This window comes from Streptococcus ruminicola (assembly GCF_011387195.1).
Lineage (GTDB): Bacteria > Bacillota > Bacilli > Lactobacillales > Streptococcaceae > Streptococcus > Streptococcus ruminicola.
The window spans coordinates 1,709,730-1,723,891 of sequence record NZ_CP046919.1 but is presented as its reverse complement, the minus strand read 5'-3'; the positions used below and the strand labels follow the sequence as shown (position 1 = coordinate 1,723,891).

Genomic DNA, 14,162 nt, shown 5'->3' with positions numbered 1-14,162 from the left:
CTATTGTAAGATTTCAGTTAAGATAACCAATGAATCAAGGTAGCTATCACATCGCTGCCATTGCCGATAAGATTGCCAATAAAATGCGCCGTCATGACAACGTAAATGTTTCTAGTTTTGATATAAGAAAAACTCAACGGCAGCGCCCAAATCATGGTCAAGAAAATTCCCCACCAAGAAAGCGAGTGTTCCAAAGCATAGAGTAACATACTAAAAAAGGTCGTGAGGAAAATTGCCTTCTTACTATCAAACAGAATCATGTTTTTTCGGTAAAATGTCTCTTCGGTCATAGCTGGCAAAAAGATGGTCGAAATGGAAAATACGATTAAGGTCAGCCAACTATCTCTTCTTAAACTGATACTCCCTATCTCAAAGTTTGGAAAAAATCCTTCTAACATCCTTGTCAAAGCAAAGGTAAGCACGAATCCTAAAAACGTCAATAAAACCTGAATCCAGTACTTTCTGCCGCTTTTAAAACTCCTAAACCATTCTTTTAAATTAAGGTCTTTAGAGATGAGAAAATAAACCAAAAGCAAAAAGTAAAACAAAGCGTTGGTGTAGATAAGGTAGCTTGACGGAACAATCAAACACGACAAGATAAAAACCACTTCAATCAAAATAGGAATAGCATTTGAAGCAATATAATCTCTAAAACTAGTCTTTTTCTGTTCACTCATCATAGCCTGAAATCTCCTTTTTAGATGTTAACTTATCTTAGTATTGAAATACTAAGGCATCCTCCTTCACCCAAATTATACACCAATGCTAATGAAACTTAAAGTTTTAAGCATAAAAAAGCTACCAAATACTAGCACGCACATCACTAGATTTGATAGCTTTTTATTATGGAGTTATTGCTTGTTTAACTAAACTAGTATTGAAATACTAAAATTCATTAATGAGTGATTAAGCTTCTACAAAAGCTACATCTTCATCTTCCAAGTCTCCAGTTTTTGCATCGTAATAGTGTTTGTGACCTTCAGCGTCTGTAGCAAATCCGCCTTTAGTTTGAACACCATTTTCATCGAAATGCAATTCTTGACCGTTGATTTCTTGGTCACCTGTTACGACTTGACCGTTTTCGTCAAAGTAATACCAGTTGTCACCATCAGCGATAAATTTATTTGTGGCAAGGTCACCTGAATCTGGATCGTAAAAGTGACGATTTCCTTCTGCATCTGTTACGAAGATACCTTTAGCTTGGAGACCATCTTCAGCAAAGTAAAGTTTTTGACCACGAATAACTTGTGAACCTGTTGCCAAGTTACCATTTTCGTCAGCATAGTACCAGTGGTTGTCACCTGTTGTGAAGAAATCACCAACAAATTTTTCACCAGATTTAGCATCATAGTAACTACGTGTACCATCTTCATTGGTTACGAAGATACCTTTAGCTTGGAGACCATCTTCAGCAAAGTAAAGTTTTTGACCACGAATAACTTGTGAACCTGTTGCCAAGTTACCATTTTCGTCAGCATAGTACCAGTGGTTGTCACCTGTTGTGAAGAAATCACCAACAAATTTTTCACCAGATTTAGCATCATAGTAACTACGTGTACCATCTTCATTGGTTACGAAGATACCTTTGGCTTGGACACCATTTTCGTCAAAGTACAATTGTTGACCGTTAATTGTTTGGGCACCTTTAACTGCTACACCGTCTTCGTTAAAGTAATACCATCCGCCATTGATAAGAGCGAATTCAGAAGCAACCATGGCACCTGAGTCACCTTTGAAGTAACGAAGTTGACCATCTTTGTCTTTAACAAGTTGACCTTTAACTTGGTTACCATTTTCATCATAGTATTGGTAATCTTCACCGATTTTAACAAGACCACGCGCCATAACACCATCTTTACCGAAGTAGCGCCAGTTAGTTACAGTCTTAGCAACGCCATCAACTGTTTCAGTTGTATTGAAGGCATAGTAATGACCACCTTCATAACGGCTACCTGTTTTACCGAAGTAGTATTGGTTTCCTTCTGCATCTTCATAGATAGCATCACGAAGTTCAATACCATTTGGCAAGAAGAAGTAAGTTTCACCATCGATTTCACGCATACCTGTCACCATGTGACCTTCTTCGTCAAAGTAATAACGATTTCCGTTGTACACGATAAATGATGATTTAGCTTGGTATCCACTTGTTGAGAAGTAAGTCATGCCTTTACCATCATAGTAGAAACCAGTTTTGGCATCATCTGATGTCATTTGTTTTGGAAGGAAAGCTCCATTTTCAGTGACTGTGAAGTAAGTACCTGTTGCTTGATCATTAAGAACATAATCTGAACCTTTGCCAAGAATGTTTGTTCCGTTGAAGTATTCAGCTTTCCAAACTTTAATCTTAGTTGATGGGTCAATTTTTTGACCGTTAGAAATCATGACACGTTCAAAGATTGATGGGTAAGTTTTTTGAAGATAATCTAAGAATTCACCACCATATTGTGCTTGGTAGTCTTTACCACTACTTTTAGTGTTTGCGGCATATGGTTTGTTCTTAATTTGAGCACCTTCGCGTTCTTCACCATAGTCGTTAACACGAGTTGCTGTAACAATTTCTTCACCTGGAAGAGCGTAGATTTGGTCTGGAACCCAGTCAGCAATAACTTGGATACCACGTTTGTGAAGGGCTTTAATAGCATTTCGCAAATCTTCTGCTGAACCGTATTTATTGTTTTTGCTCATTGCCAAGTCATAACGGTCGCTAAAGGCATAACCATTTTGGATGATTGAATCAAGGAATGTACCGTCAGTTGATGACACGTATTGTGGTGCCAATTCAAATGATGTGATACCCCATGATGCAAAGAGATCAGCATTTTCAGCAATAACTTTGTTAGTGTATTGTGAAGGATCTTTTACAAAATCTTGGAAGTTTGAGAATCCTTCAAAGATAACTTGTGAATCAAGAGCTGCTGATGTTTCGTAAGTTAATTTGCCTGCTTCTTTAGCTTCTGTGCTTGGTTTCACGCGAATATCTTGATCAGCAGCTGCACCAACTGGTACCCAAACAGTAAGGAAACCATTCATATCAACAGTTTGGAAGCCTTTGATTTCATCACCTGTGAAGTAGATAAATCCATTTTCATCAACGAGTTTAGTGATGTTAGTATCAGAATCGTTGAGATAAGCTTGCAAACCGTTTTCAGTTGGTGAAAGCAATGGACGGTAATATTGACCAGCATGTGCGATACCAACTTGTACTGCAATCACATCAGAACCATTTAATTTAAGATTTGGATTGTTAGAAATGATTGTGACAATACCTGAAGTTGGAACAGATTCGTCTTTTGCTTTTTGGTCAGCAGTCATGATACCTTTACCAAAACGAACTGATGTTAAAATACCACCATTTGCTCCTGCAGGGTATTGAACGTTCATTGCTTGACCACCAGCTGCGTATTTGATACGAGATTTAAGAAGAGCAACGATTTGGTTGTAGTATGGAGATTTAACTGCCATGTATTGACCATTGTCAGTGAACAAATCACCATAGTAAACACGTGGAACAGATTCCATATTTGTCAAAAGAAGTGCATAAGCTGCTGGAATATTGAAGTGAGTGTATTTTTTGTGAACACTGTTCATATCAGCGTTATAGATTTCAAAGGCTTTTTGCAATTCTTCAAGTGTGAATGTGAAACCATCTGTTTTCGGATTGATTTGACCAGCGATGATTGATGCGATAATACCTTGTACTTCACTATCGTGTGCACGAACAAAAGCATATGAAGGCATTGTATCACCGTAAGCACTATCTACTGTACGGTCAGTCATACCAAGATCATTATGAATCAATGATTCCAAGTTTGAACGGCTACCTTCTGGTCGTGTTAAAACATCAAGGAAAGCCATACGAAGACCGTTGTCGATAGCAAGGGCTGCACCATTTGTATCATGGTTATAATCAGGGTCATTGAAACTCCAAGCTTCTAGAATAGAAATATGGGCAAGAGCTTGTGCTTCTGTTTTATTAACGCCGTAAGCTGCTTCAAACAAGTCTGTGTAAAGTTGAAGAAGGTCAGCATCTACGTTATCCACGGCATCAACACGAACACCATCAAAGTTGGCTTCAGCATCACCAAAGACCACTTTACCCCAGTTCATAAGGTAATAAAGTTGGTTCAATTGTTCTGCTTGAACAACTGGGTTTGAGTTATCAACGTCGTTTGCAAGCAAGAAGTCATAACCACCTGTGCGGTCTGCTTTGTGGTAATTTGTTTGACCGTTTTGGTAAGTCGGTGCGCGGTTAAGAAGACGATAATCTGAATTAGCCCATTCAGTCAAATCACTGTTAACGTAAAGAAGGGCACCACCTTGCAAGTGGTCAGTGTCACGGTCTTCAGAATTCATGTTCCATTTGTCTTGTGTAGCTACAAACGAAGCAATGATTTCACGCAACCAAGCAGCGTTACCACGACGTGCGATTTCTTGTTCGATTTTAATTTGAATAGCTTCTGCTGCAACGTTCAATGTTGATTGTTTGTCAGTTGCTGAGTATTTTTTACCCATGCCAAAGTATTCAGACATATGGTTAAGGTAGTTGACTTGTGTATCAACATCAGGCCACCATGCCATTACCAATGGACGGTAAGTGTCTTCTGTTGAATCAACCCATTTTTCACCATTTTCCAAAACTTTAGTAGGACGATACCAAGAGTTGGCAGTCAAATACCCATCAACCAATTCAAAGCTTTTTTCAGTTGAATCGTAAGCTTGGTTATTTTTTGAGAAGTTATCGACAAGATTTGTCAAACCTTCTGTAAATGAGTAAGTTGAAGTTGATGACAAAGCACCTGTTTCAGCATCAAAGTAAAGCAATTGACCATTTACAGTGATGGCGAAGTTTTTCTTAACAGTACCATCTTCTTGGACATAGTAGTATTTACCATCAATTTTCTTGATGTTGTCCAAGCTCAATTGTTCGTCTTCAGCTTTTTGAGTTTCTTCTTCAGCTGCTTTTGTTGTTTTGTCATCACGAACATCAGTTTCAGATGTTTTTTGACTGTCGTCTGCAACATCCTCACCAGCAGTTGTTTCTGATTGTTCAGTTGAGTCAGCTTTTTCTTGAGTTTCTTCTGATGAAGCTTCTGTAGTTTCTGCTTTTTCTACTGAACTTTCAGTTGTCTCCTGAGTAGCATCTTCAGTTGTAGTTTTAGCATTTGTTTCTTCTTTTACTGTTGAACTAGCTTCTGTTGATGACTCTTGAGTATCGACATCTGAGCTACTTGTTTGAGTTTGACTACTGCTTTCGCTTGTTCTTGGCATGTCACTTCCTCTTGTGACAGCATATTCGTCGGCAGATACTTGTTGTGTTGAGCTAGCAACTCCCACGCCTACTCCTGCAACAAGTGCCAAACTTGTAACAGCAATAGTTACCCATTGCTTTTTAACTTTGTGTAGCTTATAGCGAATCTTTTTTTCCATAAATCCTCCTAAATAAATTCCATAAAAAGATTACAGCTATTAGTTTACTCAAAATTATAAATGGGTTAATTCTTTTTGCATATGTGATGTTTCTTGTTTTAAATCTGAAATTCTATCTAGCATTTGCTGAGCGATGCTATGGCATTCCAAAAAAATCATGACTTCTGCGCATTTTTCCATGACCTGCAAACCTGATAAATTTCCTGTTTTAAACAAGTAATAGCCACGGCAATATTTGATAGCATTTCGCATAAATAAATCTGTTTCATTCTGTTTTAAATTATCAGCGTAATTTAACAGCTTGAAAGCCAGTGAAAAGTGACTTCTTTCAATACAAACATTAATGATATTGAATAACATCTGGTTCACCAAATGTCGATTTTCTGGGATTTCTTGATAAAACTGCGTTCTACTAATCATCTCGCAGGCAAATGTTTCCACCATACTGTTAGTCATCAAAGAAGCGCCGTAAGTGAACAGCCATAGTTCATAACGCCCCCATTCATCAACAGAAAACAGATAGTCAACCAAAAATTGAACATCTTTTTTAGCAACCTTTTCTTGTTGATTACATTGGTAAATCAATGCTCTAACAATAATCGTATTGAGTTTATAAAATTTTTGACTTGGAAACGCTGCTTCTAGCTGATGACATTTAACCAAATAATGTTTCAAGGTCAATATATTTTTTTCAAGATAGGCTTTAGCCACTTCATCCTGAAAAAGTAGTTTTTGATTTTGCGAATAATTGCGACAAACGCATTGAAATTCAGCAATAGAGACATTCATATTCTCTAAACAATGATAAAGTGTATCAGCGTTTATGTTGCTGACACCACGCTCAAAGCGTGATAATTGTGCAATCGAAATAACTTCCCCGGCTATTTCCTTTTGCGATAAACCTTTTGACTCCCTCAAAAGTTTAAAGCATTTTCCTAAATTATTTTCCATGTTGTATCCCTTTCCCATAAAAAATAGAACAGTATCTATATTACTCCATTTTTAGGTTTATGAAAAGATATTTTTGTATGTTTTCAAGAAAATTTCAGAAAAAGTTCGATTATCATTCGGAATTTGCAGCTTTGCAAAGTCTTACTTTGATTAATCAAACGACTTTTGCTTATTAAAAAAGCCATTTCAAAAGAAATGACTTACCAAATAAACGGAAATAATCTGTACTGAACCTTCTTCTCATATGCCAAGTAGCCTTCTAAATCTTTTTCTAGTACTGCTTCTTCATTGCGAATGCGCTTGATGATTAGCGGAAGATAGCAGAGCAAAATAATAAAAGAAAGTAGTGAGCCTAAAACCAATCCCATTGATAAAAACAAAAGTATAGTTGCCATGTACATCGGGTGACGAATCACACCATATAATCCTGTATCAATCACTTTTTGCCCTTCTTGAACCTCAATCGTTCGAGCTAGATAGGCATTTTCACGCAAAACTTCTGCATATAAACCATAAGCTAGTAAAAAAATAACTGCTGCAATATAGCTGACACTAGCTGATAAGCGAAGCCAATTGAAACGAAAACTAAAGCCAGCTGACAGAAAAGCTGCGATAAACATCAGCGCGCTGAACTTAATAACCTGCTGTTGCTCTTTCTCACTTTCTTTAGCATTAAGACGCTTTTTAAGCAATTCTGGACTAAAAATCATCATGACAAGCCCTGCGATAAACATGGGAATAAAAAGAATCGCTAATAAAAGCCAAGCATTCCAATAACACAAAGTCCCTGCTGGAAGAAATAACAAAGTGGCGACAAGCAAAAAGCCAAGGAAAAATTTGCTGATAGCTTGCAAAAAAAGTTTCTCACTCATTTATCTCACCCCATTCAAATCAAATAGGCAACCCAAATAAACAAAAGCGAATAAAATCAACGGTACCGTGGGCAATCATAGCCGATACAATATCTCGTTTTCTCTGCAAAAAAGCAAAAATCAGTCCAAAAATAAGGATGTATAAAACCACTGAAATCAGCCATTCCAGCAATCCAAATAGAAAACCATTGTTAAAACACTCCACCGTATGCGGTAATATATGCGGAACAGTCATCATAGCATAAGTTGTCAATTCCTGACCTTTCGTATTCAGCTTCTCGCCACTTATCATAGCTAAACAAAAAGCGTAAAAAACAGTTCGATAGGCAACTTCTTCAATAATAGCTGGACTTAAAGAAAGTAAAAAAGCTTTAAAAATACTAGAAGGCTGAAGGTCATTGCTTCCTAACATCAGTAAACAATTAATAGCACCCCAAATGATTCCACATAGTATTCCAATACTAACACTTGTTGCAATACTTTTTCTTGAATGTCCTTTAAACCATTTTAGTGCTCCTTCTGGTTTTTGAGCAAAAACAGCCATCACAGCACAAGCCGATAAAAAGACAAGTAAGATATTAAAAATCGATAATGGTGTCATGTGAATTAGTTCTGACAAAGCATACAAACTACAAAGCACACTAGAACTGATAAGGTGCTTACGCTGCAAATAACGATGGTATTTCCAAAGGATAAAACTAGCAATCACAAGCGCATAAAATTCTAAAAGAAGCCAAACAAGCTGTTTTTGTTTTAGTATTAGAATGCCAAACCAAAAAAGCACTAAATATACCAGAAAAGATAGCCACACTCTGTTTAATTTCATATTTTCTTTTTTCATAATTCTCTTCATAATTGTTATTGATTATAGTTATCATATCATATTAAAAAATCTTTTACCTAAATTTTTTATTTTATAAACGCTTCTAATTCGGCTACATAAGCTGCCGTATTACCAGCAAAATAACCACAATGTGGGTAGCCCATTCGGATAATCACATCAACTTCTGGAAGATATTTTTTAAAAGCTTTTTTAGAAACGCCAAGATCAAAATCTTTCTCACCGTACTCTAAATGAAGCTTACTTTGCTGCTCTTGCGTTAACAGCTGTAAATTATAATGACAACATGCGTGACAAATAGCATCGATATCCTGACTAGTAATTCTATCAAAATTTTTCGTCATCAACTTAGCTAAATCCTCGCCATACATTTTAACAAGAGATTGTGATGCAGCTGCGCCTGACTTTTTTAGTGCTCTTTTCTTTTGTCTAAAAAGAAGGCGCGTGACATTTTCCAACAACCAAGCATTTTTCTTTAGAGCAACTCCATCAAACCAAGCGTGTTCAATTTTGAAACGTTGGTCATTAAATAATCGCCATCCAATAGCTACACCCAGTGAGGCGCCATAAACCAGTTTAATATCAAAATACCCTTTTTCTTCCAAATAATATTTCAGATGTTGATATTCATCATCGGCACTCAAATACTGTCCCGCTTTACCATGACCACCTTGATCAGGTGCAATAATACAATAATCACCTTTTAAATAAGGCTTCATCAAATGATATAAATTCTCGCCAGATATCATCATCGGAGCTAAAAGAATTATTTTGGGATGTGCAGGATTACCAAATTCATGGATATACATTTATCACTCACTTCTTTCATTAATTTTTTAATCCTTGTTTTTTAAAAGGGACAAACCATAAATGCCTAACAAAACATAAGCTACAAGTGACGTTACCAAGGCAATTTGCGGATATTGATTGCTTGTTGAAAAACAGAAAGGAATGCCACAAAGGTCGATAACAAAGTGCAAGACGATTGGTACCCAAAGGTTACGAGTTTTTACATAGACACTTCCAAGATAAACACCAAGAGCCATTGCCCAGACAGTTTTACCAATAATTGTTCCAAGTGGTTGTCCAAGTGCCCCAAAGACATGACCAAAACCAAATAAGAAAGAAGTTATCAAAATAGCATACAAGACCGCATTCTGACTATTTTCAAAACAATCTTCTAAAAGATTTTGCAGCAATCCTCTCAAATACACTTCTTCTACAAGAGCTACGCCAACATAATAGACAATTCCTTCGATTAAAACACGCCAAAAAGTCGGTTGATTGTCAAATGGTGTTAAGCTGATGCAAAAAACAAGCGTTACAATAAGTGTTGCTATAAATGCTGGCAAACCATACCTTTTCAAGCCCATCATTAGTCCTGACTTTTGTAACCCAAACTGCAAAGACTTAATCCAAAATTTTTGGCACAAGCAACAAACAAGCAAAGCTATGATAAAATTGAACATCAATGTAAAATACATAGGATTAATATCTTTAAAAGTTATTTGACCTAAAAAAGCTGCAGGTAAGGCTGACAGTTCCATAAATGCCATTAGCAAAGTTAAAATCAGCACTTTCAGTTTTGGTAACTTATGTGTCATCGTTATCTCCTAATTCTAAATGTATCTGTTACAAATTTTCATTAAATTTTCAAAACATTTTTATTATACGTTACCTAAAAATGCATTTCAAGACAAAACTAAAAAAGCCTCAAAGAAATTCTTCAAGGCTCTGTGCTTAGCAAGTCTACTCAAAATAAATATCCGTAGTTCCTAGACCATTGTCAACGTTAAGGGTCAAGAGCGGTTGGTTAGTATCTGTAGATGATGTGCCGTGTGTATTAATACTTCCAAGACCATTGTCGGCGTTAAGACGCACTCTAAATTCTTTTGGCACATAGACTTGCAGCTTACCTAAGCCATTATCGATATCAATCGTAGCGCCTGCTTCATCTAGACTTGTCCCGTTAAGATAAACCGTCAAACTACCAAGAGCATTCTCAATTTTACCATGTCTTAACTCATTAACAGACATATATGCTGTTCGTTCGCCTAAACTATTATCAACCGCAAAAGTCCCTTCGCTATCAGAATATTCTTTAGAACTAAAACCATTGCTTTGTCGGTGTTCGTATTTAGTTGATGCGACATTTACCCTTGGTGTGTGACCAAAAATCATTGATAACCCAATCCCTACAAGAACTGACACTAGGATAATGGTAACGGGTGAAACCATGCCAATTCCAAGCAAGTCAGAAAATAAGCAAGCAATGATACCAAGTGGCACTGTCACTCCCAAAAAACTACGTTTGCCAAAACCATTTACAATGATAAAGTAGATTAAAATCGCAATTAAAACGACTTTCAGCATCAGTTTTACAGGTGGAAATGCTGTCAGAATACCCATTTTATTAAGCATTAGCATGGCAGCAAATAAAATTAATAAAAGTCCTGTGATAATGGAATTGATTCTATGTCTTTTCATCTTTTTAACCTCTTTTCATTCATAATATCAATAAGTGCCTTAATGTAATTTCTTGATGCGTAAGCTTTTTTGCTGGAATGGCTAAAGGCAATCTCACTAGCTCCCGTGATATTTTTCTTTATGCCAGAAATACTTAGCGTATTCACAATCGTTGAGCGCGAAACTCTGACAAAGTCCCTTGGAAGAAGCTCTTCCAACTCGTATAATTTTCGCCTCGTTTTGAAAATATCTGTTGACGTGTGAATCAGAATGTAGTTACCATCAGATTCCATGAAAATAATGGACTTAAGCTCCAAAAAATGCTCAACATCATCTTGAAAAGCTGATAAACGAAGACTGCCAGAAGATTGACTGACCAAAGTCTTTTGCAACTCCAAGATATCATCTGTCAACTCTTTACAATGAATAGTAATGTAATCTTGCTCCAAAGAATCATCGACATCAATGGTGATTTTCACTCCTTCAACCCTCCTTTTGATTATAGTAAAACACACTTGCTATTAATTAGCAATAGTTTGGGACAAGAGGTTAATTTTTGGTGATAAAAGGTAACTAAAAGCAAAAGAAAAAGCTAACCAGATTTGGTTAGCTCAATTCTTCGATAAAGTTCCGTATTCTCTGCGTGGCTAGTTCTCCTCGAGACATTTGACACAATTCTTCAGCTGTCACCCATTTATACGCTGATGTTTCCCCTTCTTGTAAAACGATACTATCCTTATCGACATCTGTGTGACAGAGATAATTGACATAATAGGTCTGATGTCTCTGGTGCAACACTCGCCCCACCTCAACAAAATCACCTGTCACGATTCCTGTCTCTTCACGCAATTCGCGTTTGGCACACTCTAAAGGACTTTCACCTTGCAAAGCTGAACCACCAGCAGTCGCTTCCCACATACCACCAAGATTTTTTCTTGAATCTCTCTGAGTTAGCAAATAAGTCCCATCTTGATGCCTCACGATAACTTCACTCACCAAATGATAAACACCCTTTGGAATCTTTTTCCCACGAACCAAAACTTGACCACCGATAACATTCAAATGCGCATCATAAGCATCCCAAAGTTCCATTTCAAACCTCCTTTATTCCAGACAAATACTGTTAATAAGCTTTGATATTATACCACTTGATTTGATATCTTTAAACTCAATTTTTCCTTTTATAAATTTTATCTTTTATAATCACATACGTTTCTATTCCTAACATAAAAAGAGTCGCAATCAGAAATCCAAGCATAAATATTTTATGAAAGATTAGAAAATAAAATATATACAGCACAATAGCTATTAAATACAATATCGTCAAAAAATGCCACTTTCTCGAAGAACTAGCTGCAATAAGTTTATTTTTTACCAAATTATCTTCTTTTACCAAGTCATCCAAACTAATATTAAATGTTTCGCTTATATTAATTAAATTTTGAATATCTGGATAGCCTCTATTAGTTTCCCATTTTGCAACTGCATTTCTTGAAACATTAATTCGCTCTGCAAATTTTTCTTGAGTTAAGTTTTCAGTGTTCCTAATATTTTTGATTTTTTCTGAAATGTTCATTTTACTTTCTTCTCCTTTATACAGATAGTACAATATATTGGTTATTTTTTAAATATACTTTGATAAACAACATTGTTACTCTAAGTAACATCATAAAATAAAAGCCGACTATATCTGTTCTATTGTATAAAACATAATACTTTCCTTCTTAAGAAAATATTATAACATGCAACATTAGCAAAAACTTAGTAATTTTTGGTGTTAAACAAAAAATAAAAACCCACTTAGACTATCTTGTTCTAAGTGGGTATATCATTTAAACTCCCAGCAATTCAGCAGTTCATGGCTAACTAATCACATCGTCGCTTTTGCTCCTTGTTCTTAGGCCACTATTACAGGGGTAATGCATCAGCTCTCTTGTACTAATGTACTGCAAATCGCTGTACATTATTCCCATTCTACTGTTGCAGGTGGTTTACTTGTAATATCGTAGACGATGCGGTTAACGTGGTCAACTTCATTTACAATACGAACAGAGATTTTTTGAAGAACATCCCATGGGATACGTGCAAAGTCTGCTGTCATACCGTCGATTGATGTGATTGCACGGATTGCGATTGTGTAATCGTAAGTACGTCCATCACCCATAACACCAACTGAGCGAACACCTGTGTTAACTGTGAAGTATTGCCAGATATCACGGTCAAGACCAGCTTTAGCAATTTCTTCACGAAGGATAGCATCAGATTCACGAACTGTTTCAAGACGTTCTGCTGTGATTTCACCCATTACACGGATAGCAAGTCCTGGTCCTGGGAATGGTTGGCGCCAAACGATTTCGTCAGGCATACCAAGAGCTGTACCAAGCGCACGAACTTCGTCTTTGAAAAGTGTGTTAAGTGGTTCAATCAATTCAAATTGCATGTCTTCTGGAAGACCACCAACGTTGTGGTGTGATTTGATTGTTTGTGCTGTATCTGTACCAGATTCGATAACGTCTGTGTAAAGAGTACCTTGTGCTAGGAAGTCAACACCTTTAAGTTTGCTTGCTTCGTCGTCAAATACACTGACAAATTCATTACCGATGATTTTACGTTTTTTCTCTGGGTCATCAACGCCAGCAAGAAGGTCTAAGAAACGTTTTGAAGCATCAACACGGATGATGTTCAAGCCGAATTTACCACCAAGCATGTTCATAACTTGGTCACCTTCTCCTTTACGAAGAAGACCGTGGTCAACGAAAATACATGTCAATTGGTCACCGATAGCACGTTGAAGAAGGACACCTACAACTGATGAGTCAACACCACCTGAAAGTCCCAAAAGAACTTTACGGTCTCCAACTTTTTGACGGATTTCATTGATTTGCAAATCGATGAAGTTATCCATTGACCAATCGCCTTTAGCACCACAGATTCGGAAAGCAAAGTTACGTAAAATATCGTTACCATATACTGAGTGACGAACTTCTGGGTGGAATTGGATACCGAAGATTTTCTTCTCAGTATTTTCAATTGCTGCGTAAGGGCAATCAGCAGAGTCCCCAACCAAGTGGAAGCCTGCAGGAATTTCAGTAACAGCATCGCCGTGGCTCATCAAAACAGTTTGTTCATCTGGTGTTTCAGCAAAAAGTTCTGATTTAGCTTTTAGACGAAGTGTTGATTGACCGTATTCGCTGTGACCAGTTTGTCCAGCTGGAACAACTTTACCACCAAGTTTGTCAGTCAACAATTGCATACCATAACAGATACCAAGAATTGGAATACCCAATTCAAAAATTTCCTCATCAATGCCAAAAGCATTATCAGCATAAACTGAGTTTGGACCACCTGAAAGTACGATACCAATTGGGTTAATTGCACGAACTTCGTCTGCTGTAATTTTGTGGCTTCGTAGTTCAGAGAAGACACCAAATTCACGGATACGACGAGCAATCAATTGGTTGTACTGGCTACCATAGTCAAGAACAATGATTTTTTGAACATCGTTCAAAGTAGATTTGTCAGTCATTATTACCCTTTCTATTAAAGTCAGCTATTCTAGCTAACTGTGTTCTCCTTAATTGTAGCATAATTTCCCATATTTGGCA

At 36.8% G+C, this 14,162-nt stretch carries 12 protein-coding genes; all 12 read right to left on the bottom strand.

Annotated elements, in window-relative coordinates:
* Positions 1 to 17 precede the first annotated feature (17 nt).
* The gene (locus tag GPZ88_RS10380) at positions 18 to 680 is read right to left on the bottom strand and encodes a CPBP family intramembrane glutamic endopeptidase (RefSeq protein WP_240915084.1); all 663 of its coding nucleotides are present in this window, start codon (positions 678 to 680) and stop codon (positions 18 to 20) included.
* A gap of 226 nt (positions 681 to 906) precedes the next feature.
* Positions 907 to 5,427: a glycoside hydrolase family 70 protein gene (locus GPZ88_RS08760; RefSeq protein WP_166044119.1), complete on the bottom strand. Its 4,521-nt coding sequence runs from the start codon at positions 5,425 to 5,427 to the stop codon at positions 907 to 909.
* A 54-nt stretch (positions 5,428 to 5,481) separates the two neighbouring features.
* Positions 5,482 to 6,378 carry a helix-turn-helix domain-containing protein gene (locus GPZ88_RS08755; RefSeq protein WP_166044117.1) on the bottom strand — a complete coding sequence of 299 codons (897 nt, stop codon included), beginning with the start codon at positions 6,376 to 6,378 and terminating at the stop codon, positions 5,482 to 5,484.
* 200 nt (positions 6,379 to 6,578) lie between these two features.
* Entirely contained in the window at positions 6,579 to 7,250 is a 672-nt protein-coding gene (locus GPZ88_RS08750) for a methyltransferase family protein (RefSeq protein ID WP_166044115.1), read from the bottom strand.
* 19 nt (positions 7,251 to 7,269) lie between these two features.
* Positions 7,270 to 8,091: a CPBP family glutamic-type intramembrane protease gene (locus tag GPZ88_RS08745; protein WP_166044113.1), complete on the bottom strand. Its 822-nt coding sequence runs from the start codon at positions 8,089 to 8,091 to the stop codon at positions 7,270 to 7,272.
* Positions 8,092 to 8,159: 68 nt separating this feature from the next.
* Entirely contained in the window at positions 8,160 to 8,900 is a 741-nt protein-coding gene (locus GPZ88_RS10375) for an alpha/beta fold hydrolase (protein WP_234701902.1), read from the bottom strand.
* Positions 8,901 to 8,927: 27 nt separating this feature from the next.
* Positions 8,928 to 9,695: a CPBP family intramembrane glutamic endopeptidase gene (locus GPZ88_RS08735; protein WP_166044111.1), complete on the bottom strand. Its 768-nt coding sequence runs from the start codon at positions 9,693 to 9,695 to the stop codon at positions 8,928 to 8,930.
* 145 nt (positions 9,696 to 9,840) lie between these two features.
* The gene (locus tag GPZ88_RS08730; RefSeq protein WP_024344133.1) at positions 9,841 to 10,578 is read right to left on the bottom strand and encodes a LiaF domain-containing protein; all 738 of its coding nucleotides are present in this window, start codon (positions 10,576 to 10,578) and stop codon (positions 9,841 to 9,843) included.
* Positions 10,575 to 11,036, bottom strand: coding sequence for a LytTR family DNA-binding domain-containing protein (locus GPZ88_RS08725; RefSeq protein WP_166044109.1), 462 nt, complete (start codon positions 11,034 to 11,036; stop codon positions 10,575 to 10,577). The genes GPZ88_RS08730 and GPZ88_RS08725 overlap by 4 nt, the downstream gene beginning before the upstream one ends.
* 127 nt (positions 11,037 to 11,163) lie before the next feature.
* A complete protein-coding gene (locus GPZ88_RS08720; RefSeq protein WP_166044107.1) occupies positions 11,164 to 11,649 on the bottom strand; it encodes an NUDIX hydrolase in 486 nt (161 codons plus the stop codon).
* 76 nt (positions 11,650 to 11,725) lie between these two features.
* The gene (locus tag GPZ88_RS08715) at positions 11,726 to 12,133 is read right to left on the bottom strand and encodes a helix-turn-helix domain-containing protein (protein WP_166044106.1); all 408 of its coding nucleotides are present in this window, start codon (positions 12,131 to 12,133) and stop codon (positions 11,726 to 11,728) included.
* 387 nt (positions 12,134 to 12,520) lie between these two features.
* Positions 12,521 to 14,083, bottom strand: coding sequence for a glutamine-hydrolyzing GMP synthase (guaA, locus tag GPZ88_RS08710; RefSeq protein ID WP_074482188.1), 1,563 nt, complete (start codon positions 14,081 to 14,083; stop codon positions 12,521 to 12,523).
* Positions 14,084 to 14,162: the final 79 nt, after the last annotated feature.

Bases quoted from the DNA above. Each gene is read 5' to 3' on its own strand.
- GPZ88_RS10380 (WP_240915084.1), bottom strand. From the start codon at position 680: ATGATGAGTGAACAGAAAAAGACTAGTTTTAGAGATTATATTGCTTCA.
- GPZ88_RS08760 (WP_166044119.1), bottom strand. From the start codon at position 5,427: ATGGAAAAAAAGATTCGCTATAAGCTACACAAAGTTAAAAAGCAATGG.
- GPZ88_RS08755 (WP_166044117.1), bottom strand. From the start codon at position 6,378: ATGGAAAATAATTTAGGAAAATGCTTTAAACTTTTGAGGGAGTCAAAA.
- GPZ88_RS08750 (WP_166044115.1), bottom strand. From the start codon at position 7,250: ATGAGTGAGAAACTTTTTTTGCAAGCTATCAGCAAATTTTTCCTTGGC.
- GPZ88_RS08745 (WP_166044113.1), bottom strand. From the start codon at position 8,091: ATGAAAAAAGAAAATATGAAATTAAACAGAGTGTGGCTATCTTTTCTG.
- GPZ88_RS10375 (WP_234701902.1), bottom strand. From the start codon at position 8,900: ATGTATATCCATGAATTTGGTAATCCTGCACATCCCAAAATAATTCTT.
- GPZ88_RS08735 (WP_166044111.1), bottom strand. From the start codon at position 9,695: ATGACACATAAGTTACCAAAACTGAAAGTGCTGATTTTAACTTTGCTA.
- GPZ88_RS08730 (WP_024344133.1), bottom strand. From the start codon at position 10,578: ATGAAAAGACATAGAATCAATTCCATTATCACAGGACTTTTATTAATT.
- GPZ88_RS08720 (WP_166044107.1), bottom strand. From the start codon at position 11,649: ATGGAACTTTGGGATGCTTATGATGCGCATTTGAATGTTATCGGTGGT.
- GPZ88_RS08715 (WP_166044106.1), bottom strand. From the start codon at position 12,133: ATGAACATTTCAGAAAAAATCAAAAATATTAGGAACACTGAAAACTTA.
- guaA (WP_074482188.1), bottom strand. From the start codon at position 14,083: ATGACTGACAAATCTACTTTGAACGATGTTCAAAAAATCATTGTTCTT.